Source organism: Brevibacillus sp. MER 51, from assembly GCF_023714195.1.
Classification (GTDB): Bacteria; Bacillota; Bacilli; order Brevibacillales; family Brevibacillaceae; genus Brevibacillus.
In genome coordinates, this window is the sequence record NZ_JAMAUS010000011.1 from 143,896 (window position 1) to 163,733 (window position 19,838).

Genomic DNA, 19,838 nt, shown 5'->3' on the forward strand with positions numbered 1-19,838 from the left:
CTTTCTACCCCACACCATGCTGCTTTTTCTCCGACGGAAACAGGCTGACCGGAAGATGTCCAACGGCCTTTCGTTCCCCGAACAAAATGTCTGCCACAAGCTCTATGGCATGATACGTATGGTCGTAAACGGCGAGATACGCATCGACCTCTGGCATTGCCAAGAGATCATACGGGTTTCGCAGGGCGACAGCTACGACCTTTTTCCCCTGTTGAACTAGCCGATTCACCAGCAGCGATTGGCCTTTAAAGATATGGGCATTGTACGTAAAAACGACGATTTGCTCCGTGGCTGACATCACGTTCGCCACCATCTCCACTTCATCCTCTGTCGGGTTGAGCGTCGACATCATATGGTATTCAACTTCACGGTATTTTCTCAATGGTTCGACCAAATCACCAGAAGCTGCTTGCCCATCCTCTGCCAAAGTAAGGTTGGAAATCCCCGGAAAAATCGCGCCTAGCGGTTGCGTGCCTCTCTGTAAAGGAAGCAGCTGATGTTCATTTTTCACCAAGGTTATGGCTTGGGCGAGCGCACTTCTCGCCATGTCTGCATGCAGGAGACGGTCAAAGGAAGGGCCTTTTGTTCGCAAGCAATGCTCCCAGGACAGAAATCGTTTCTTTAATTGAAGCACGCGATTTACGGCTTCGTTGACCCGCTCTTCTGACAGCTCCCCCGAATGAATGGCCGCAACGAGTCGTTCGTACGTTTTTAGCTGAACTTCATGCGTGTGGGAAACCAGAACAAGATCGATCCCAGCCTGCACACAACGCACCGCCGCTTCCGCAACCCCGATGGTATCCGCAATGGCAGCCATCTCCATGCAATCCGTAATCGCAACCCCATCAAAGCCGAGGGACTCGCGCAATATTCCCGTCACGATCTCCTTGGAATACGTAGCAGGAGAGCCTGACTCATCCATACTGGGCAAACTGATATGTCCAACCATCACCATGGGGACACCTGCCGAAATACTGCGCTGGAATGGAACCAGCTCGACCTGATCCAGCCTCGTCCGATCATGTCCAAGCACAGGAATGGCTTCATGAGAATCGGTGCTCGTATCACCATGACCGGGGAAGTGCTTGATAGAGGGAATGACACCACTCTCAAGCAAGCCTTGAATGGCGGCCTCACCAAACCGCGCTACCTGCTCTGGCGCTTCTCCAAAAGACCGCACCCCAATGACTGGATTGTCCGCATTGTTGTTCACATCGACCGTCGGAGCGAAATTGACTGAAATCCCTGCTGCACGCAGCTCCTCACCTGTTGCCTGGTAGATGCGCTTGGCTTGATCGAGATTGCCTGTGGCCCCCAAAGCCATCGCTCCGGGAAAGCGCGTCGCCCCTTTTTGCAGACGGGAAACCACGCCATTCTCCTGATCAGTCCCGACCAACAGCGGATAGGGATGCCAAGACTCATACGCCCAGCTCTGGAGTTTCTGTACACGTTGATAAGTCTCTTCCGGTGTCCCGATATTGCGGCTAAAAAGAATCACGTTGCCAATCTTTTTTTGTTTGATCCACACTTCCATTTCTTCGGGAATGTCCAGCGTAGGGTAACCGATCATCAGCAGTTGCCCGACCTTCTGTTCCACCGTCATATGTTCGGCTTGCATGGAATCCTCCTCCCTACCGAATTGCTCTTGTTAAGAGAATGCTTTGCCGTACTTCGCATACTGCTTCCAGCTGTGATACCCGAGCCTCCCATAGAAATCGACCAGCGTCGTCCAATCGATGACAATGTTTGAAATACCGCGATTCCGCAAAGCCACAATGCCCGCTTCCACAATCGCCAGTCCCAAACCCCGTCCTCTATATTCTGCATCTACGCCCAACGGACCGATGCCGCCAAGCCCATCTGCAAACAAAGGTGCCCAGTAGACGTTTTGAGCAATAAACGGAGAATCGGCATCATTGATCCGGCAAAAACCGACGATCTCTCCGTGCAGCTCCACCACGACGAATTCGCGTCCGGTTCCTCCCCGCTTAAAATAGTGAATGGCTTCATACTCCCAGCGTCCGGGAAAGCATCGATGCAAGAAGGCCAAAAAGACAGCTTGGTCCGCCTTCGTCAACAGTCGAAAGCGACCATCTGGTACCTCTGGCAATTCCAGCTCGGCTGGTTCGAGATACCGGCCTAACAGATCGTTTTCCAACCGATCCTCCGAGTGATACCCTTGTCGCTCAAACCACGCTTTTACATCCGTAGATTCATCGGGTATGCCCGGGAAATAATGATACGGATCGCGTCCCAGCAAGACTTTTTCCACCCCTTGCTCTCGCAACGCATTTTCTGCCCTTGCCAGCAATTCACGCCCGACCCCCTGCCCGCGATGTACGCTAGCCACGAGCAAGACCTGTATCCAGCCAATGTCTTTTCCCAACTGAATGTCGAGCCTTTCCTGCCAGCATTTGGCCACCACAAAGCCGACGGGACGCTGCGTCACAGCATCGATCGCAATCCACGACCCGGCTTTGACTACATTCTGATCCTCGAAGCTGTTTTGCCGCATCAGTTCCGTCCGCATGGGAAAGCGATCACCCAACTCCTGATTCCACAGCTCGCACAGAGCGTCCGCATATTGATCGTCCCAAGGTACGTATTGCATCGGATGCTTCCCCCCTTACGTCCTATTTCAATCCGGAAGTTTTGGAGCCTTCCACAAAATATTTCTCCGCAAACAAAAAAACGATCAAAATCGGGATCAAGCTGATCAATGCCCCTGCTACTAGCAGTTGATCCTCTGTCTTGTACTGACCGCTCAAAGACAAAATCCCGATCGGCAGCGTAAAGTTCTCGTCCGAAATAAGATAAATGACTGGCGCCAAAATCTCATTCCACTTCCCCATAAACGTAAAGACCGCCAGTGTTGCCAAGGAAGGCTTGCACATCGGCAAAAACACCCGCCAATAAATTTGGAACGGATTGCAGCCATCCAGCTTTGCCGCTTCCTCGTAATCCTTCGGGATATTTAAAAATGCTTGCCTCATTAAAAAAATGGCAAACGGCTGTCCGAGCCACTCCAAAATCCAAAGTGGAGCCAACGTGTCGAGCAGTCCCAAATTTTTAAAGATAATAAACTGCGGTACAATCGTGACGATCCCCGGGATCATCATCGTTCCGAGCACAATCATGAACAGCGTGTCGCGAAAAGGAAAACGCAGCCTGGCAAAAGCAAAGGCAATCATCGAGCTGGACAATAAGGCCCCGATAACCGAAAGAATCGCGACAATCAGACTGTTGATCGTATAGCTGCTAAAATTCGCCTGTTCCCACACCGTTGTATAATTGCTCCACTGTGCAGGATTGGGCAGCCATTCCGGCGGAAATTGCATGTACTGCTTGTAGGTTTTCAGCGAGTTAAACACAGTCGTCAAAAACGGCACCAGCATAATCAACGCACTGGCTATGACAAACAGGTATCCGACGATTTTATTGAGAGGAAAACGCTTTTGCATGGCTACCTCCTTGCCTCTTAATCATAATGAACCCATTTCTTTTGCAGCTTGAATTGGATGAGCGTAATGGCAAGCAGGATGAGGAACAACACCCACGCGATAGCAGAGGCATAGCCCATTTTGAAAAAGCTGAATGCTTGGCGGAACATGAACAGCATCAGGACGAGGCTGGCGTTGTTCGCACCACCTGTCGAGCCTGCTTCCGTAGATCCCCCGGTCATGACAAAAATCTGCTCGAAGTTTTGGAAGGAGTAAATCGTATTCAAGATGATGACCAGAAACGTCGTGCCGGAAATCATCGGGACCGTCACCCGCCAAAACTTTTGCCAAGCGTTCGCTCCATCAATCGAGGCTGCCTCGTACATGTCAGAAGAAATTCCTTGCAGCCCGGCGAGAAAAATAATCATCATGTAGCCGACTGACTTCCAGATGGCGATGAGAACCAAGACAGGGATGACCCAAAATTCATCAATCAGCCAGTTTTGCGGGGCGATGCCCAGTTTGGACAGAAAAGCATTGGCAAAACCGATCCGCTGGTTAAATACCGCATCCGCTACATACGCAATCACCGTCCACGAGGAGATGACCGGCAAAAAGTGAACCATCCTGAAAAATTTCAGGCCCTTCAGCTTTTGATTCAGGGCAACGGCTAACAGCAACGCCAAAAACGTTTTGGCCGGGACGTACAGGATCGTAAAATAGACCGTATTCCATAACGAGCGATAAAACAGCGGGTCTTCAAACAGCTTTTCATAGTTGTCCAAGCCCGTCCATTTAGGCGGATTTAAAATATCGTAGTCCGAAAAGCTGAAGTACAATGACGCGACCGATGTTCCCACGACGAATACGAGAAAGTGGATGAGATAAGGGGAGACCAGGAGCAGTCCCCATCTCCCCTCGCTATCCAACCATTTTCTCTTTTTCACAGCAGGCTTCGCCTGTTGCTTGGTTTGCAGCTCTAGCATGGTTGGCACACATCCTCACTGATAGATGACTACTGCTTCTTGAAGAAATCATCCAGAACTTTTTGAATGCCTTGGTCTGTTTTCGTAATGAATTCATCTGTTCCGTATTTATCCATGAACAGCTCCGCCAGATTATCCGTGAACACCTTCACCCACTCGGTAAAGACAGCGTTGGTATCAATCGTGCCTGCGAACTCCAGGGTGTCGAGGAACACTTTTTTGTTTTCCGGTTTCGTGGCTGGGTTTAGAAACATTTCGGAATTCGCCACTGATTTTTTCACCGGAATGGCTTCTCCTACTTCTGTCCATTCCTTTTGTGCTTCATCAGATGTCGTCCAGTAGGTGATCCATTCTTTAGCAGCCTTGACTTTCTGTTCCTCTGCTTTTTTGTTGATGACCCATGAGTTGGCGATGACGGGTGCGAAGCGTTTTCCATCCGGTCCTTTTGGCATAGGAGCGACATCGTAATTCAACCCTGCACCATTCATCGAGGTTGTTGCTGCATAAATATCGATTTGCATCGCCACAGCCCCGCTCAAAAATGCTTTGAAGTTGCTTTGGAACGCCTTTAGATCGGCCGGATTCGGGAATAGCTTGCGCTGCATACCGTCGACCATCCACTCGACCGCTTTTTTGTTCTCAGGGCTGTTGATAATCGATTTTGTCAAGGTCGGGTCCAATACCCCGCCACCATACGCTTTCAAGATGTTAAACGCCCCGCGTGAGCTACCGAAAAACGCGAAGCCGTACTGCTTTACTGATTTTTTGTCAAAGGCAGGATCGTCTGCATTTTTCCCGTTGGCATCGAGGGTCAGCTTGACGGAAGCCGCTTTCAAATCATCCCAGGTCCAGTCAGCCGTTGGGTATGCCACGCCCGCTTTGTCGAACAAATCCTTGTTGTAGAAAAGGGCTCCGACTTGAATGCCCTGTGGCACGCCCCAATACTTCCCGTCTGAGTCTTTGTTGAACTCCAGACCGTTGAGCTCCTCTTTGCTGATTTCTTTTGTGACGTAGTCGGTGATGTCGAGAATCGCGCCACGTTGGGCGTAACCAAATACTTTTGTCCCGTCGCTCTGCCATAGATCAGGCGCATTCCCGGCCGCGATCTGAGTCGTCAGCTTTTGATAAAAGTCATCATAAGGTGCTGTCATCGTTTTGATTTTGATATGAGGATGCGATTGTTCGAATTTTGCAATAATTTCTTCCATCTTTTTCTTCGTGGGTGGATCAGAGCTGTAGCCCATATACAATTCGACTTTGTCCCCCTGCTGTGTGGAAGACTGGCTGCTACATCCAGAAATAAGCAATGCCGCTGCTAAGCCAATCATACCGAGTACTGAGAGAAACCTTCTCTTTTTCATGGAAAACCTCCCCAATTGCAATAAGTAGAAAACTTGCATAGCTAACGATATCTCTAAAAGCCTCACGTACATCTAGCTCCATGTAGATACTTTGAAGATAGGGACTCTTTATTGACTGATAAGGATAAAAGGATAAAGGCAGGAGTTTGTGTAGTCTAAGGAGGATTTGCTTATTTGTATTGCTCTCGAACAGCTTTACGCGTCTGGCGCAAGTACGCAGCAGAGACGTCGTAATTTTTGGCAGCAACACCTCTAAACAAGATGTCGATCACATTGAGTTGTGCGATCCGTGAGGAAGTGGCGGCACTGCGTTCATCCGCTTCTGTTGAAAACGTGGTTAAGTGAATATCCACGCATTCCGCCAAGGAGTTTGTGCCGTATTTGGTCATGCCAATGGTCACAGCTCCCGATTTGCGGGCTTGTTTCATCGTGGTTATAATCTGCGAGGTTTCCCCGGAATTCGAGATGCCGACTGCCACATCTCCAGCCGTCAAGGTGACTGCCGAAGTAAGCTGCAAGTGGGAATCCGAATGGGCCGTGCACATTTTATTGATGCGCAAAAATTTATGCTGGGCATCCTGGGCAACCAATTGCGAAGCACCCACCCCGTAAAAATCAATCCGGGTGGCTCGGAACAGCTCACCAATCGCCCGCTCTACTGTTTCTGTATCCAAAATTTTAATCGTTTCCCGCAAGGAGAGGATGTTGTTGAGCGAAACGGATTCAATCAAGGTATACATATCAGCATCGGGAAGAATCTCTTTGTATTCATCCTGAGCGGTAGACGATTGCAAATCACCCGCTATTCTGATCTTCAACTCCTGAAAACCATCCACACCGATACTTTTGCACATGCGTATGATGGCAGCTTGGCTGGATTCGCTTCTTTCCGCGAGTTCCTTGATGGAAAGACGAATCACCTCATCCGGATTGGCTAAAATGTAATGCGCTGCGTTTTGTTCAGAACGCTTGATATTGTGCAACGATTCGCGGATGCGCAGCAACCCGCCATTCAACACGATACCACCCCTTTAGTCCATAAAGTTATTAAGCGCTTACATTCTAGTGTGACTTTGGTAATTGATTACATATTTTGTATTATAGACACTTGAAATAAAATATCAAGCTTAATTGTCAGATTTGAAATAAAATTTCAAATCTATTTTTCGACACTTTCTCCTTTTCTTCGTTCTGTTATAAATTTTTCACAATTTTTACCGTTACTAATACGAATCTCTTTTCGTATTAATCCATGTACACCCGACTGACAAATAATGGGGATGATCAAAATGACCAAGCGTAAGGCACTCGTATTCACCCTGATAGCGGCACTCCTTTTGCCAATCACACCTGTTCTGTTAAACGAAGCCGCAGCAGCCTCTTCCTACAAAGCGAAAGCAACTGTAACTGCAACCAAGTTGGAGGAGCTTTCCATAAACGATCTGAATAAAAAAACAAAAGCGACTCTGAATCACGTCAAAGAAGTCATCCCAGACCTGAAGAACTATCCCGTCACCTCCATCGTAAAGGAGAATGTCGACACCACTTCTGGTCCGATCGAACGTCTGGAAGTGATCTTGTCGAGCACACCAGAGGGTACTACCCCAGACTTTGGAGTTGTCCATGTAAACGCAAGTACAGGAGAGCTGATCAGCATCGACATTCAAAACAGACTCTCGTCTTCGAAAGAAGTGTTAGGTGATGAGGAAGCGATCAAAAAAGGCAAGGAGCTTCTCAAACTTCTGTTTGGAAAGCAAGCAGAAAAATACAAGTTCTCACAAATTAACTCCTCTACCGTTCAGGATAACAAGACACAGATTCTCGTGATTTACACTTCCCCGGATCATTCCATCAACGTGACCATGGATCGTGTCGGAAAATTAAAGGCTGTCAAAAAAGACATCTACCCCAAAGCAGCGGGCAAAAGAAAATAGCGTGAACCTTTGGTCCAATGAAAAAGAGACGGTTCTGCCGTCTCTTTTTGGATGCTGCGAAACCAACCTTACAACCCTGTAATATTTCGTAAGGTAAATCAATTTCCCATTTTTCTCTTATCGTTTACGATTCTCCTGTTACATGTAAAGGAGGATCACCAAAAATGAATGGCATGGAAATCAACATTCACTATTTTCGCTTGATTAATGACTTGGGAAAAGAGTATCCGGCTCTCAATCCCGTATCTTTTTACGTAGCGGAATATACGGTGTTTATTTTGACTTTGAGTGCTTTGGTGTATTGGTTTACGAGAAAACATGAGAATCGCATCATGGTCATTTGTGCGACGTTTACGTTTGTCATCGCTGAGCTTTTCGGGAAAGTAGCTGGAAGCCTTCATGCGAATAATCAGCCATTCGCTGAGCTTGCGAACGTCAATCAATTGGTACAAAAAGCGGTCGACAATTCATTTCCCAGCGACCATACGATCCTGTTTTTTTCCTTTTGCATGACCTACTGGCTTTTTAGAAAGACGACGGGGCCACTCTGGATGCTGCTTGCTGCTTGTGTCGGGCTTTCTCGCATTTTAGTAGGCGTTCATTATCCGGCAGATGTCATTGTAGGTGCCCTGATCAGCATTGGGTCTGCATTGGCCGTCTATATAATCGTGCCGAGATTGAGTTTTGTCCATACTCTACTTGCTCTCTATGAAAAAGGAGAGCAAGCGATCTTGCCTACGAAATCGAAAACGAGAGACTTTTGATTACCGCTACGTCTCTGTCATCGTTCCACCATTGACATGCAATACCTGGCCCGTGACATATCCCGAATCATCCGAGGCCAGGTAAACATAGGTCGGAGCCAGCTCGAACGGCTGTCCTGCACGACGCATCGGCGTGTCGACACCCAAAGTCGTGATGTATTCTGCCGAATAGCTGGATACTTGCAGCGGTGTCCAGATTGGTCCAGGAGCCACTGCATTCACCCTGATGCCTTGCTTGACCAATTGAAGGGACAAGGAGCGGGTAAAGGAGACGATGGCTCCTTTGGTTGCTGAATAATCGACTAATTGCGGATGACCAGCATAGGCAGTAACCGATGCCGTACTAATGATGGAACTGCCTGGCTGCAAATATGGCAACGCCTCTTGTGTGATGTAAAATAAGGGGAAAAGGTTGGTCCGAAACGTGTCTTCCAGTTGCTCGCGGCTTATCTGGAGGATGCTTTCTTGTGGAAACTGTACGCCTTGATTCAAAACGAGTATATCTAACTTGCCAAAACAGCCAATCGTCTGGCGTACAACCTCCCGACACCAAGCCTCGTCGCGCAAGTCTCCCGGCAGCAGCAAACATTGCCCTCCGTAATACTCAACAACTTGCTTGGTCTCCTCGGCGTCGATGTGCTCATCGAAATAAGGAATCGCTACAGATGCCCCCTCCTTCGCAAAAGCAACCGCTACAGCACGGCCAATCCCGCTGTCTCCACCAGTTATAATCGCTACCTTTCCCCGAAGCTTGCCGCTCCCTATATAGTCAGGATTATCGAAAATCGGTCGCGGGACCATCAAGTATTCCATCCCCGGTTGTCGATCCTGATGCTGTGGCGGAAACGTAAGGGGCGTCTCTTCGCAAGTAGTCTTGTAACTGTAATATGGGTATCTCGGATACATGGAAAATACCTCCTGTACAGATTCAGTCGATATCGCCATGATATTCGCCTACCCTTCTTGGTGTGCGCTGTGTACGCCATCAAGGGCACAACGTAGAAGGAAAATGACATGTATGTATGACATGACCTTTTCCCAAGGTGGAAGCTACCATTTATGAGGTAATCATCTTGATGAACTGAAGAATAAGAGGAACTCCTTGTACAGGAATGTCACTCAGAATCAAAACTCCCGGCTGGACAGCGTATACATTGGGAGGTTGTAGCATTCCATTGATGAAAAGATTCACAATAGAAACTTCATTCGGGTCCAGAATCCCTGAAGTACTGAATAGCATGACAGCATCACTGTTGGTATACATGTTTTTGACTCCATCTGAAATTGCTGTATACTGATAGGTTTCTGTTCGTATTAAACCAGGCGTACATGGGCATGGGGGGCAGGGCGGCACGATTTGCAGACTCTGTCTCCTCACTGTGTATGACTGTGTGACATAGTGCCTCATGAAATCACTCGTCCTTTCTCGAAATGCTTCGACCGTTCACTCTCATTTACACATATGAGTAACCCCAGACACATTTCATCCACCTGGGGCCACCATCCTATTCATCTTAGTTAACGACAAACTCTACAACTATGGGTGTACCACCGTTTTCGACATCTCCATCTGGAATCGTGATCGCTGTCGCTGTGATTGTGGAAGTATTACCTGCCTGAAGCACCCCATTGATGTAGAGATTGTAAAAAGCAAACGAACCAGGAAATGCTGTCGCAGCAGCACCAGCGTCAGTGGTAAATGCAGTTGCCGCAATGGCAAACGTTGCACCAGTACCAGTTCCAGCACCCATGGTGGACGTAAATCTCAATGAGGTTAGATACGGTTTAACAATCGGCACTTCGAATCTCCTCCTCTAATTAATCCCTACTAGTAAATGATTGGATTCATCCGATTGAAACCGACAAATGACAGGAGAAGCACGCACATTTTCCCTCAAAAGAAGCTATTTGGAAAATAAAATCACCCCCCTACTTTTACCAGTAGGAGGGCTACATGATTTCTAATCTTGAAACAGTACTCGCAACTGCTCTTTCTCTGCGTCACTCAATACGTATTCTGCCATCGGGAACAGTACACTCTCTTCTTTAAAGAAATGTTCCATGAGTATTTCTATTGATTTCAGCAAATGGGTGTGGACAGCTTCTACTTCAACAGGTTCAGATTTTTCCTTTTCTACGATTCGCATGAACGACATCAGACTTTCATGAATAAGATCATGTTCTTCCTCCATGACAGCAATCGGTCCCATTTCCCGTTCGATATAGTTAGCCATCAGGGGATACAGGTCTTCTTCCTCACGTCTGGAGTGTTTCTCCAGTTCCGCCCGAAACGAGGACGCCAGCTCATGAAGCTTTGTTAAGCCTTTCTTTCTTTTCGTAGGTTCGGCAGTAGATTTCAGGTTATTTGCTAGATGTACGAGCTCATTCATCTGCTCAGCTAATGATAGGTGTTCTTCTTTCAGTTTTTCCAGGGCCGGACACAGCTTCCTTCTCCCTTCAAACTCCTGCATCATCCCCATACATCCTATAGGCGGTGGTCCCATTACAATCCCTCCATCTACTAGTGGGAGTCAGTTACCAAAAGAAATATGATATGCTAGCTGTCCCCGGTTGTCCCTAGCAACCATTCGAATACAGTCATCGTCTTGCGAAAAAACAACCGGTCCATTCTGGATGGGAATCGCTACAAACTGACAAGGATTAAAATAGAGTCGCAGATGCTCCTCATCCTCCGTGATCTCCCATTTTGCCAGCTGCCTTTCCAAGAGAGCCGGACTATGTGGTTCGGCATCATCCGCCAAATCTTGAATGAGTATCCCCATTTTTTTATCCACTAAGGCAGGCAGCTCCTGGTGAAGCTCGGCAATCGTTCGCTTACTAGGATTCATGGCAACTGATCACACTTCCTTCCCCGGATTATTTCCCTTGTTCTCTTCGGTCTCGCTGATCTTTTCTCAATACCATCCATGCCAGTGGGAACAACACTACCGTTGCACCGCTGAGCAAAAGCACCTCCATATATCGCTGGGCAAAATACATATTGACTGTGTACTGGGTGCAAACAATGCTGGCGAACAAGATCAATGCTAATAGGATGACACCTCTATAGCTGCTCTTCATAACTCTTCACCCCTACAGCGTATACGGCTCCATCTTTCTCTTGAAGCACAATTTCCGGAAGTGGTCTTCTAGGGGGACCAGCGAGCGGCTTACCTGTAGCGATATCAAATTTCCCATGATGGCAAGGACATAGCAGCTCTTTCTCATCTCGATCCCAAAATACCGGACAACGCAGATGGGTACACGCATTTTGATACGCCTTGTATTCCTTTTCCTTCACATATACGAACAACGCGCTGTCATGCTCTCCTGGATAAGCAAACTCGATCGCATCTCCGGGTTTTATATCGCTGAGATTCGCAATTTTTTGTGTGGGATACGACTTGCTGGATGAACTCATCAGCTCTTTGGCAGCTAACGCCCCCCATGGCAGAGTAGATGCCGCGAAAAGACCTGCTGCTCCTACCATTGTTTTCATAAAACTCCGTCGATCCAGACTGCGCTCATTGGAACGATTGATGTTATGGGTATAATTGTCATCCTTCAACGGAATGGGGCGGGTTTTCTCGTTCTCCATAAGGTATATCTCCCCTCTAAAATAGCTTCTGTTTGCCCTGCAGAATGCCAGGCAGGCTAATTTTCACATTGGTTTCGCCTTCCAGCACATCCGGGTCGTGGCTGGCAGTCCATTTGCCATTGGCCAAAGGAATCTGTGCCCGTTTTTCTTCCAGCTCTGCTTCCTCAATCCACTGCAAGGTGTTTGTCGGGCAAACCGAAGCGCACATCGGCGGGATTCCCTCTTTCGTACGGTCGTAGCATAAATCGCATTTGTACATGAGATTCTGTTCTTCATCAAATTTAGGAATCCCATAGGGGCAAGCAATCGTGCAATTTTGACAACCGATGCATTTCTCTACCAAGGCTGACAATACGGCCCCATTATCTGCGATTTGAATCGCCTGAGCAGGACAGCTGCGGGCGCAAGCAGGATTGACACAATGGAAGCACATGAGCGGAATCGTTTGTCTGCTGATAAACGGGTCCACATCCAGTACGTAGTTTCGGTTTCGGTTGTCATGACCTCCACACTGTGTACACGCCGCCAAGCAGCTTCGACAACCGATGCAATTATCCATTTCGATGTATAAGACTTGTTTACCCATGGCGAACTCCTCCATGTTTGTGCTTGATGATTTTCGCGGCGCACGCTTTAAACTCAGGCATTTTGCTGTAAGGGTCCAATGCCGGGTTGGTCAACAGATTGATAGACTGCTCTTTTCCCCAGTGGTATGGAACAAACACCGTATCCTCTCGAATCGCCTCGATAACTTTCACACGGTACTGCGCCTCGCCTCTTCTCGTTTTCAGAGTGACCAGCTCATCGTGTTCAATACCGTAACGTGTCGCTGTTTTTGGGTGAACCTCCAGCAGAGGATCAGGATACATGTCCTTCAAAAACGGGATTCGTCTTGTCTGGTTCCCGGACAAATAATGGAACACAACTCGTCCCGTCGTTAACCGCAAAGGATATTCTTCATCCGGCTCCTCCGCTGGCGGGCGGTAAGGCAGCGCACATATTTTGGCTTTTCCATCCGGGTGATAAAATTTTTTATCCAGGAATAAATGCGGCTGCCCCTCGTCGCCTTCCTCGCGGCACGGCCAGAAAACACCATTGTTTTGATCAATTTTCTCGTAGGTGACCCCATAATAATCAGCTATTCCGCCTTTGGAGACCTGACGTATTTCATTGAAAATATCCTGGGGAGACTTCAAGTGAGTAAAGAATTGTCCGCGCCCCATTCTTTTGGCGATTTCTATCTGAATCCACCAGTCAGGCTTGGATTCGGCAAACCATTCCTGTGCCTGACGGTGACGAATGATGCGTCCTTCGAGATTGGTTGTCGTTCCATCGTCCTCTGCCCAAGTCGTAACGGGAAGAACGACATCGGCGTATTCAGCCGATTCGGACAAGTAAAAGTCGCAGCAAACCATAAAATCCAGACTTTTCAGGGACTCCCGGACATGGTTTAGATTTGGCGCACTTACAACCGGATTGGAGCAGAGTAAGTATAAGCTGCGAATCGTTTTGTCCTTCATCAACTGGAACATCTCATAAGCAGAAACACCTTTCTGCGGCATCTCTTCCACGGATATGCCCCAGGCACATGCTATTTCACGCACATGTTCAGGATTGTCGAGCTTGCGGTAGCCAGGCAATTGATCGGCTTTTTGCCCGTGTTCCCGCCCCCCTTGACCGTTTCCTTGACCAGTAAGGGTTGCCACACCTGATTTTGGTCGGCCAATCTTGCCTGTGACGAGCGACATGTTGGTATAGGCCGATACGTTGTCTGTGCCTTTCGACTGCTGTTCCACACCACGGCAGAACATCACAATCGCATCGGGGGCCCTACCGAAAATGTCGGCAGCCCGCACAATCTTCTCCACCGAAACCCCTGTTATTTCGCTGACATACTCCGGTGTGAAGGTAGCAACCACTTCTTTTGTTTCTTCAAAACCATTCGTATGATTTTGAATAAAATCTTCATCTATATGTCCATTCTCGATCAGGAGATGAACGATTCCGTTTGCCAGGGCCAAATCTGTACCGGGCCGCAAATCCAGATGAATATCAGCTCGACGTGCCAAAGGTGTTTCCCTTGGATCGGCTACGATCAGATAGCCGCCCCGATTTTGCACTTCCCAAATACGAAACATGCTGGTTGGATGACACTCAGCCGCGTTTGATCCAGCCAAAAACAAGCAGTCTGTTTGGTGAATGTCCGTCCAGGGAATGGTAGAACCTCGGTCAATCCCCAAGCTTCGATTCAATCCTGCCGCAGCCGAGGACATGCAGAAGCGGCCATTGTAGTCGATATAGCGGGTTTGCAAGGCGACCCGCGCAAACTTACCCGTGAGGTAGCATTTTTCGTTCGTCATGGAAACGCCAGAGTAAACAGACAAGGTATCTTTGCCATAGTTGTGCTGCAACTCCTTGAACTTGGAAACGATCAAGTCAAGCGCTTCCTCCCAAGACGCTTCCCGAAAACCTTCCGCCGTTCCTTTTAATGAAGCATCTGTTCGAATCAACGGCCGCTGTATCCGATCCGGATGATTCACTTGCTGATAAGCCGTTACCCCTTTTGGGCACATCTTCCCCAGATTGACAGGGAAATCGTACCGTGGCTCCACTCCGATAATCTTGTTCGTCGTTGTATCTACACGCAGGTTCATCCCGCATTGCATACCGCAGTAGCTGCAGTGTGTACTGACCAATTTCTCATTGGGATGTACCTTGTTTTCAATTACTTTAAAAAATTTATCCTTTGGCATGTTGATTTGCCTCCCTGGCATTGATCTCGTGCGTAGGAACTCCTGTGAAGCGGAACATCCGGTATTTTCTGCGGCACGGCAAGCAAAGTTCAGCCAAGTGGAAACCTTCTTCCATTTGAAAAGCCATTTCGTTTTTACCCAGCACGTTGATTACATCTGCCGACTGTTCCGCAGAAACAAACTCTTTGCTGCACACTTTGCACTTTTTCATTTCCTGCTCGCCATAGTGCTCGCGATAATTGCGAGCGAACACACTCATGGGACGGAACGGTATGTGAGCCAGTTTTCCGAATGGCAGATAAATCAATGTCACAATCACTGCAAATTGATGAGTGACGGATATGACCGGGTGCCCAAAGCCCCCTAAGAACATGTTGCTTGCAGTTAGCATCAAGCCTGTCACGCTGATAAACAGTAGCAGATATAATGGCAAAAAGTCGTAGACAAAGGATTGTTCAGCCCGTGCCTGCATGTTCTTCATTCTGCGATACAATGCCATGACTGCTCCACCGATGACCATAAAAGCCGTAATGTTCAACGCGTTGTAAAAGAGAAAGGCAACCCAGCCATCCGCTTGTACGGTCAGAATATCCACACCCATGAACACGACCTGATAGTAGCCATTGTCTGTCATCGTGAAATACATCCAGCCAAACACTAACGGAAAGGTGACAAACGCGGCCAAGATGCATCCCCATCCCAGCAAAATGTGCTGTGTCCAGCGATACCATCCCCGATTCCAAATAAAGCGATAGATAGCCAGTTGATCCACTGCTGTATTCGCCGTGCTTTTACGAAAGAGAAGACGTAACCCCTTTTTCAAAATGACATTCGTTGGCGGGCGGTCTGCCCAGGCAGAAAATCGATAAAGGAAACCTCCGATAAAGACAAGAGTCCCCACCATATAGCCGTAAAGCGCCAAATCAATATGCGTGAAAAAACGTGTTCCCACGTAACTTAGGACGAACAAGCAAGCAATGATGATAAAAGCACGCTTCGCCACTTTGGAAGCAAATAGATAGTTCATACAACACCCTCCCTGCTGCTGCTCATTTTTTCCTTTCGCTCGAGACCATTGTAGCAACGGCTCGTAATCCGGGTTGTGATTTACCTCACACCCTTGCCACAATCAGGACGATTTTCCTACCCCCAACCATCGATTTCGAATGATATAATGAGTTACCTATGTATCCTTGGAGTAAGGGGGTCCCACATGACCGGAAATGGCACAACCTTTGTCGAACAGATTTCTTCCGATTTTGTGAATAGCCTTGAAACGTTTTCTGTTCGGAAAAGCTTTGTTCCCGGAGCCGTTCTGTTTTTGGATGGCGAAAGAGCCGATCAGCTATTCTTAATTTCGTCTGGCCAAATCAAGCTCACAAAAAACACGAACGATGGAAAAGAACTGACTCTGCAAGTATTTGGTGCAGGAGAGCTAGTCGGCGTCTCCGGTCTCTTCGAACAGGAATTGACATACACCTCCACCGGCACCATGTTGATGGAGGGTGAGGTATGGATCATCCCGCGACAAGCGTTGGAAAAAATGCTCATCAAAAACGGTCAATTTTGCGTAGACTTCCTGCGTTGGATGGGATTGATGAACAGGCGAATGCAGTCCAAATTTCGCGATTTGCTTCTCAATGGCAAAATCGGCGCCTTGTATTCAACGCTCATCCGCATGAGTAACACGTACGGCAAGCCACACCCCGACGGAATCCTCATCGACCTTTCCCTTACCAATCGTGATTTAGCACAATTCATTGGTCTGACACGAGAAAGTGTCAATCGTATGCTTTCCGATCTAAAAAAACAGGATTCCATCGATTTGCTTCCGCACGGGCATATCTTGATTAAAGACCTTGCCTATTTAAAAGAGGCGATTTATTGTGATGACTGCCCTCCAGATATTTGCCAAATGTGAGCAAAGTCTTCATACCTCCTGTATAAAAAAAGTCCTGGACTTGTCTGTCCAAGACTTTTTTTCATGAGTGATTCAAGCTTCCTTATCCATGTCTTTGCTCTGCGAGCTCGCTGAACATGCCAGCATAGTACTCGACGTCTCCTGCATCGTCCAGTATCGCACTGATCGTTAGCCATTGGCGATACTGATCTCCATTCTTCCGGCGATTCCAGATCTCTCCTTGCCAATAGCCATTCTTCTTGATCGAGTCCCACATCTTTTGATAGAAATCGGCATTCTGCCTGCCAGACTTTAAAATATTGGGGGACTTGCCAATCACTTCATTCATTTCATAACCAGTCACTTTCGTAAAAGCATGGTTCGCACTTTTAATGACTCCTCGTGTATCAGTAATCAGTATCGCCTCTCCCGTCTTTTCCATAATGGTTGCGGCGAGCTGCAGCTTCTCTTGATAAAACATCCACATTACCAAGACCAAGCTTACCAGCGCAAACTGAGATAACGCCATGAAACCAATCGCGTAATGCCCGGTCAGATTAAACAGCATCGTTAAGATCAACGGCGGGAAAAATCCTCCTAATCCCCCCATGGCAGATACGATCCCGTTCACAATCCCCGCTTGTCGTGAGAAATACATCGGCACTAATTTGAACACGGCACCGTTACCAATTCCGGCACATAGCGCTACCAACAAGCATCCTACCGTATACATCAAGATCGATGGCGAAAACGATAAGACAATACCAGACAAGGCGAGCCCGGCAAACACAATCATCAATGCCTTGAAGGGGTTCCACTTATCACCTAGCCAGCCTCCCACTGGTCTCGCAAGTGTCGCCAAAAGAATGAACCCTGCCGTTCTCATACCTGCATCTACTTTATCCAGTTGGAAATGGCTCACTAAAAAATTCGGGAGATACACGGTGAAAGCGACGAAGCAACCAAACGTAATAAAGTAGAACAAGCTGATTAACCACAGCTTTTCGTTTTTGTAGACACTCTTTATCTGCTGACCGAGAGGAGTCACTACCTTAGGTTCGTTTTTATCCCCCATCAAGAAGGTTAGAACAGCGAATCCCACAAGCAATAACATGAACATCTGTACAGTAGTTGCCCATCCAAACGATTTAGCCAGAACGGGCGCTGAAAAAGTGGTGATTGCTGTACCAATATTCCCCATACCGTAGATTCCGTTTACAGAACCATGCTTTTCTTTCGGATAGTATTTAGGTAGAGACGTGACACCAACAGAAAACACCGCTCCGCCTATCCCTATAAATAACCCGCCGATTAACAAATCTGTATAAGTGGTCGCCTGGCTAATATAAAAAACAGGAGCCAGCAGCAAGAGAAAGCTTATGCTAAATAATATCCTCGCCCCAAATCGGTTACTCCAATATCCAACAGGGATTCTCAGCAACGATCCTAAAAGAACAGGAATCGCTGTCACCCACGCCACTTCGCTTGCACTCATGGGTACGGTTTCTTTGATAAAAGGCATGAGCGATGACAGAATGACCCATACCATAAAACCGACCGTAAGACTCAACGTCTGTAATGGCAACTGCCATTTTCGTACCATAAACAACACCCCTCACTTGGGAAATCTTCTTCATCCACTATGATAAGAGGCAAAGTTTGGTTTCGTTGTGATTTTAATCACAGCTCCTTCCAGGCAATCCGCTTATAATCAAAGCGAAATCTTGAATCGAAGGAGTGAATTATACATGTTTTGTTATCAATGTGAACAGACTCCATCAGGTGGTTGTAAGGTCATCGGCGTTTGCGGAAAGAATGAAGATCTTGCGAGTATTCAGGATACAATTATTTTTGCTTTAAAAGGAATTGCAGCTTATGCCACACATGCTCGACAACTGGGATATATCGATCCTGAAGTGGATGGGATTACACAGGAAGCTCTTTATTTTACATTGACGAATGTGAATTTTAACTTGGATGAACATTTGCAAATGGCTATGAAAGTAGGGAGTGCCGCGATAAAAGTCATGGAGCTTTTGGATCGGGCCCATACAGACCATTTCGGAGTCCCACAGCCAATCACCGTCTCGCAAAATAAAATAGAAGGAAAATGCATCGTTGTTACGGGGCACAATCTGTTTGCTCTCGAAGAGCTGTTAAAACAGACAGAAGGCAAAGGAATCAATGTGTATACGCATTCCGAAATGCTGCCTGCACATGGCTATCCCGCACTGAAGAAATATCCTCATTTGAAAGGGAACATCGGGAAAGCATGGTACGATCAACGCCAGTTGTTTGAGAAATTTCCCGGCGCCATCCTGGCTACAACAAACTGTGTGATGCCTATTCGAGGCAGCTACGCTGATCGTTTCTTTTCGTATGATATAACCGGTTTGGAAAATGTGACGAAAATTGTAGAAAACGATTTTGCACCGCTCATTGAAAAAGCATTGTCTCTTCCTGAGGTTTCCATCGAATCGGAACTGACATTGACAACCGGGTATCATCATAAAACTGTCCTTGGCATCGCCCCTGAAATCATTCAGGCAGTCAAGGAAGGAAAGATCAAACGCTTCTTCGTCATCGCTGGTTGTGACGCTCCTGGCAAGGGAGGCGAGTATTACCGTGAATTGGCTACGTCCTTACCGCCAGAAACAGTCATCCTTACGACCTCCTGCGGAAAATTCCGTTTTAACGATGTAGATTTCGGCACCGTGCCAGGTACCGACATCCCACGATATATCGATTTGGGACAGTGCAATAACTCGGTTTCTACCATTACGATTGCGGCTGCATTAGCCGATGCCTTCGAGTGTGAAGTGAACGAGCTGCCGGTAAGTATCGTTCTTTCCTGGTTTGAACAAAAAGCGGTTGCCATTCTGCTCGGTCTGTTTAGCCTGGGAATCCAAGATATACGGATCGGTCCAAAATTGCCTGAGTTCATTCAACCGGGTGTTCTGCAAGTATTGCAAGACTTGTTCCATATTCAGTTGATTGGCGATGCCCAAGAAGATATGAAGCAAATGCTCGGAATCACGCAATAGGCTGTCGCCTGTCGCTGCAACTCACAAAATGAGGCACCTTCTTCTAACAGGAAGGTGC

General features: G+C 47.5%; 21 protein-coding genes. 4 read left to right on the forward strand and 17 right to left on the reverse strand.

All coding sequences use genetic code 11. The annotated features are described in order from the left end of the window. Window positions 1–4: 4 nt before the first annotated feature. From M3630_RS22185 to M3630_RS22210, 6 genes are all read right to left on the reverse strand, one after another. Window positions 5–1,618, reverse strand: a complete 1,614-nt coding sequence (locus tag M3630_RS22185; protein WP_251253551.1) for a glycoside hydrolase family 3 protein — start codon at window positions 1,616–1,618, stop codon at window positions 5–7. Between the two features lie 30 nt (window positions 1,619–1,648). Beyond that, window positions 1,649–2,611: a GNAT family N-acetyltransferase gene (locus M3630_RS22190; protein ID WP_251253552.1), complete on the reverse strand. Its 963-nt coding sequence runs from the start codon at window positions 2,609–2,611 to the stop codon at window positions 1,649–1,651. A gap of 22 nt (window positions 2,612–2,633) precedes the next feature. Then, window positions 2,634–3,461: a carbohydrate ABC transporter permease gene (locus M3630_RS22195; protein WP_048034482.1), complete on the reverse strand. Its 828-nt coding sequence runs from the start codon at window positions 3,459–3,461 to the stop codon at window positions 2,634–2,636. 17 nt (window positions 3,462–3,478) lie between these two features. After that, window positions 3,479–4,426 (reverse strand): carbohydrate ABC transporter permease, encoded by a 948-nt coding sequence (locus M3630_RS22200; RefSeq protein WP_251253553.1) that lies wholly within the window; start codon window positions 4,424–4,426, stop codon window positions 3,479–3,481. A 29-nt stretch (window positions 4,427–4,455) separates the two neighbouring features. Beyond that, entirely contained in the window at window positions 4,456–5,787 is a 1,332-nt protein-coding gene (locus tag M3630_RS22205; protein WP_251253554.1) for an ABC transporter substrate-binding protein, read from the reverse strand. Window positions 5,788–5,957: 170 nt separating this feature from the next. After that, window positions 5,958–6,803 (reverse strand): MurR/RpiR family transcriptional regulator, encoded by an 846-nt coding sequence (locus tag M3630_RS22210; protein ID WP_173610253.1) that lies wholly within the window; start codon window positions 6,801–6,803, stop codon window positions 5,958–5,960. A 273-nt stretch (window positions 6,804–7,076) separates the two neighbouring features. Between M3630_RS22210 and M3630_RS22215 the strand changes: the two genes are divergently transcribed. Together M3630_RS22215 and M3630_RS22220 are read left to right on the forward strand one after the other, a co-directional pair. Next, window positions 7,077–7,721 (forward strand): hypothetical protein, encoded by a 645-nt coding sequence (locus tag M3630_RS22215; protein WP_251253555.1) that lies wholly within the window; start codon window positions 7,077–7,079, stop codon window positions 7,719–7,721. A 164-nt stretch (window positions 7,722–7,885) separates the two neighbouring features. Next, window positions 7,886–8,485, forward strand: coding sequence for an undecaprenyl-diphosphatase (locus M3630_RS22220; RefSeq protein WP_251253556.1), 600 nt, complete (start codon window positions 7,886–7,888; stop codon window positions 8,483–8,485). Window positions 8,486–8,491: 6 nt separating this feature from the next. Here M3630_RS22220 and M3630_RS22225 read toward each other — a convergent pair whose 3' ends face one another. From M3630_RS22225 to M3630_RS22270, 10 genes are all read right to left on the reverse strand, one after another. Continuing rightward, window positions 8,492–9,391: an SDR family oxidoreductase gene (locus M3630_RS22225; protein WP_251253557.1), complete on the reverse strand. Its 900-nt coding sequence runs from the start codon at window positions 9,389–9,391 to the stop codon at window positions 8,492–8,494. A gap of 151 nt (window positions 9,392–9,542) precedes the next feature. After that, on the reverse strand, window positions 9,543–9,893 hold the full coding sequence (locus tag M3630_RS31005) for a DUF4183 domain-containing protein (protein WP_173610101.1): 351 nt from the start codon (window positions 9,891–9,893) through the stop codon (window positions 9,543–9,545). Between the two features lie 106 nt (window positions 9,894–9,999). Beyond that, complete coding sequence (locus M3630_RS22235) at window positions 10,000–10,284, reverse strand: DUF4183 domain-containing protein (RefSeq protein WP_251253558.1); 285 nt, start codon at window positions 10,282–10,284, stop codon at window positions 10,000–10,002. A gap of 162 nt (window positions 10,285–10,446) precedes the next feature. Further along, window positions 10,447–10,959, reverse strand: coding sequence for a hemerythrin domain-containing protein (locus M3630_RS22240; protein ID WP_229088150.1), 513 nt, complete (start codon window positions 10,957–10,959; stop codon window positions 10,447–10,449). A gap of 57 nt (window positions 10,960–11,016) precedes the next feature. Next, a complete protein-coding gene (locus M3630_RS22245; RefSeq protein ID WP_251253559.1) occupies window positions 11,017–11,334 on the reverse strand; it encodes a hypothetical protein in 318 nt (105 codons plus the stop codon). A gap of 28 nt (window positions 11,335–11,362) precedes the next feature. Continuing rightward, window positions 11,363–11,566, reverse strand: coding sequence for a hypothetical protein (locus M3630_RS22250; RefSeq protein WP_048034491.1), 204 nt, complete (start codon window positions 11,564–11,566; stop codon window positions 11,363–11,365). Beyond that, window positions 11,550–12,083, reverse strand: coding sequence for a Rieske (2Fe-2S) protein (locus tag M3630_RS22255; protein ID WP_173610097.1), 534 nt, complete (start codon window positions 12,081–12,083; stop codon window positions 11,550–11,552). The genes M3630_RS22250 and M3630_RS22255 overlap by 17 nt, the downstream gene beginning before the upstream one ends. 16 nt (window positions 12,084–12,099) lie before the next feature. Beyond that, window positions 12,100–12,669 carry a 4Fe-4S dicluster domain-containing protein gene (locus M3630_RS22260; protein WP_088909171.1) on the reverse strand — a complete coding sequence of 190 codons (570 nt, stop codon included), beginning with the start codon at window positions 12,667–12,669 and terminating at the stop codon, window positions 12,100–12,102. Continuing rightward, complete coding sequence (locus M3630_RS22265; protein WP_251253560.1) at window positions 12,662–14,836, reverse strand: molybdopterin oxidoreductase family protein; 2,175 nt, start codon at window positions 14,834–14,836, stop codon at window positions 12,662–12,664. Before M3630_RS22265 ends, M3630_RS22260 begins: the two co-directional genes overlap by 8 nt. After that, window positions 14,823–15,863 carry a hypothetical protein gene (locus tag M3630_RS22270; RefSeq protein ID WP_251253561.1) on the reverse strand — a complete coding sequence of 347 codons (1,041 nt, stop codon included), beginning with the start codon at window positions 15,861–15,863 and terminating at the stop codon, window positions 14,823–14,825. Before M3630_RS22270 ends, M3630_RS22265 begins: the two co-directional genes overlap by 14 nt. A gap of 186 nt (window positions 15,864–16,049) precedes the next feature. On the opposite strand from M3630_RS22270, the gene M3630_RS22275 reads away from it, so the two are divergent. Continuing rightward, a complete protein-coding gene (locus tag M3630_RS22275; RefSeq protein WP_047074289.1) occupies window positions 16,050–16,757 on the forward strand; it encodes a Crp/Fnr family transcriptional regulator in 708 nt (235 codons plus the stop codon). Window positions 16,758–16,839: 82 nt separating this feature from the next. Here the strand turns inward: M3630_RS22275 and M3630_RS22280 are convergent, their stop codons facing one another. Next, the gene (locus M3630_RS22280) at window positions 16,840–18,339 is read right to left on the reverse strand and encodes a nitrate/nitrite transporter (RefSeq protein ID WP_251253562.1); all 1,500 of its coding nucleotides are present in this window, start codon (window positions 18,337–18,339) and stop codon (window positions 16,840–16,842) included. Window positions 18,340–18,484: 145 nt separating this feature from the next. Between M3630_RS22280 and hcp the strand changes: the two genes are divergently transcribed. Then, window positions 18,485–19,780, forward strand: a complete 1,296-nt coding sequence (gene hcp, locus M3630_RS22285) for a hydroxylamine reductase (protein ID WP_251253563.1) — start codon at window positions 18,485–18,487, stop codon at window positions 19,778–19,780. Window positions 19,781–19,838 lie beyond the last annotated feature (58 nt).

Coding starts and splice junctions, on each gene's coding strand:
- M3630_RS22185 (WP_251253551.1), bottom strand. CDS start 1,618: ATGCAAGCCGAACATATGACGGTGGAACAGAAGGTCGGGCAACTGCTG.
- M3630_RS22190 (WP_251253552.1), bottom strand. CDS start 2,611: ATGCAATACGTACCTTGGGACGATCAATATGCGGACGCTCTGTGCGAG.
- M3630_RS22195 (WP_048034482.1), bottom strand. CDS start 3,461: ATGCAAAAGCGTTTTCCTCTCAATAAAATCGTCGGATACCTGTTTGTC.
- M3630_RS22200 (WP_251253553.1), bottom strand. CDS start 4,426: ATGCTAGAGCTGCAAACCAAGCAACAGGCGAAGCCTGCTGTGAAAAAG.
- M3630_RS22205 (WP_251253554.1), bottom strand. CDS start 5,787: ATGAAAAAGAGAAGGTTTCTCTCAGTACTCGGTATGATTGGCTTAGCA.
- M3630_RS22215 (WP_251253555.1), top strand. CDS start 7,077: ATGACCAAGCGTAAGGCACTCGTATTCACCCTGATAGCGGCACTCCTT.
- M3630_RS22220 (WP_251253556.1), top strand. CDS start 7,886: ATGAATGGCATGGAAATCAACATTCACTATTTTCGCTTGATTAATGAC.
- M3630_RS22225 (WP_251253557.1), bottom strand. CDS start 9,391: ATGTATCCGAGATACCCATATTACAGTTACAAGACTACTTGCGAAGAG.
- M3630_RS31005 (WP_173610101.1), bottom strand. CDS start 9,893: ATGAGGCACTATGTCACACAGTCATACACAGTGAGGAGACAGAGTCTG.
- M3630_RS22240 (WP_229088150.1), bottom strand. CDS start 10,959: ATGATGCAGGAGTTTGAAGGGAGAAGGAAGCTGTGTCCGGCCCTGGAA.
- M3630_RS22245 (WP_251253559.1), bottom strand. CDS start 11,334: ATGAATCCTAGTAAGCGAACGATTGCCGAGCTTCACCAGGAGCTGCCT.
- M3630_RS22250 (WP_048034491.1), bottom strand. CDS start 11,566: ATGAAGAGCAGCTATAGAGGTGTCATCCTATTAGCATTGATCTTGTTC.
- M3630_RS22255 (WP_173610097.1), bottom strand. CDS start 12,083: ATGGAGAACGAGAAAACCCGCCCCATTCCGTTGAAGGATGACAATTAT.
- M3630_RS22260 (WP_088909171.1), bottom strand. CDS start 12,669: ATGGGTAAACAAGTCTTATACATCGAAATGGATAATTGCATCGGTTGT.
- M3630_RS22265 (WP_251253560.1), bottom strand. CDS start 14,836: ATGCCAAAGGATAAATTTTTTAAAGTAATTGAAAACAAGGTACATCCC.
- M3630_RS22270 (WP_251253561.1), bottom strand. CDS start 15,863: ATGAACTATCTATTTGCTTCCAAAGTGGCGAAGCGTGCTTTTATCATC.
- M3630_RS22275 (WP_047074289.1), top strand. CDS start 16,050: ATGACCGGAAATGGCACAACCTTTGTCGAACAGATTTCTTCCGATTTT.
- M3630_RS22280 (WP_251253562.1), bottom strand. CDS start 18,339: ATGGTACGAAAATGGCAGTTGCCATTACAGACGTTGAGTCTTACGGTC.
- hcp (WP_251253563.1), top strand. CDS start 18,485: ATGTTTTGTTATCAATGTGAACAGACTCCATCAGGTGGTTGTAAGGTC.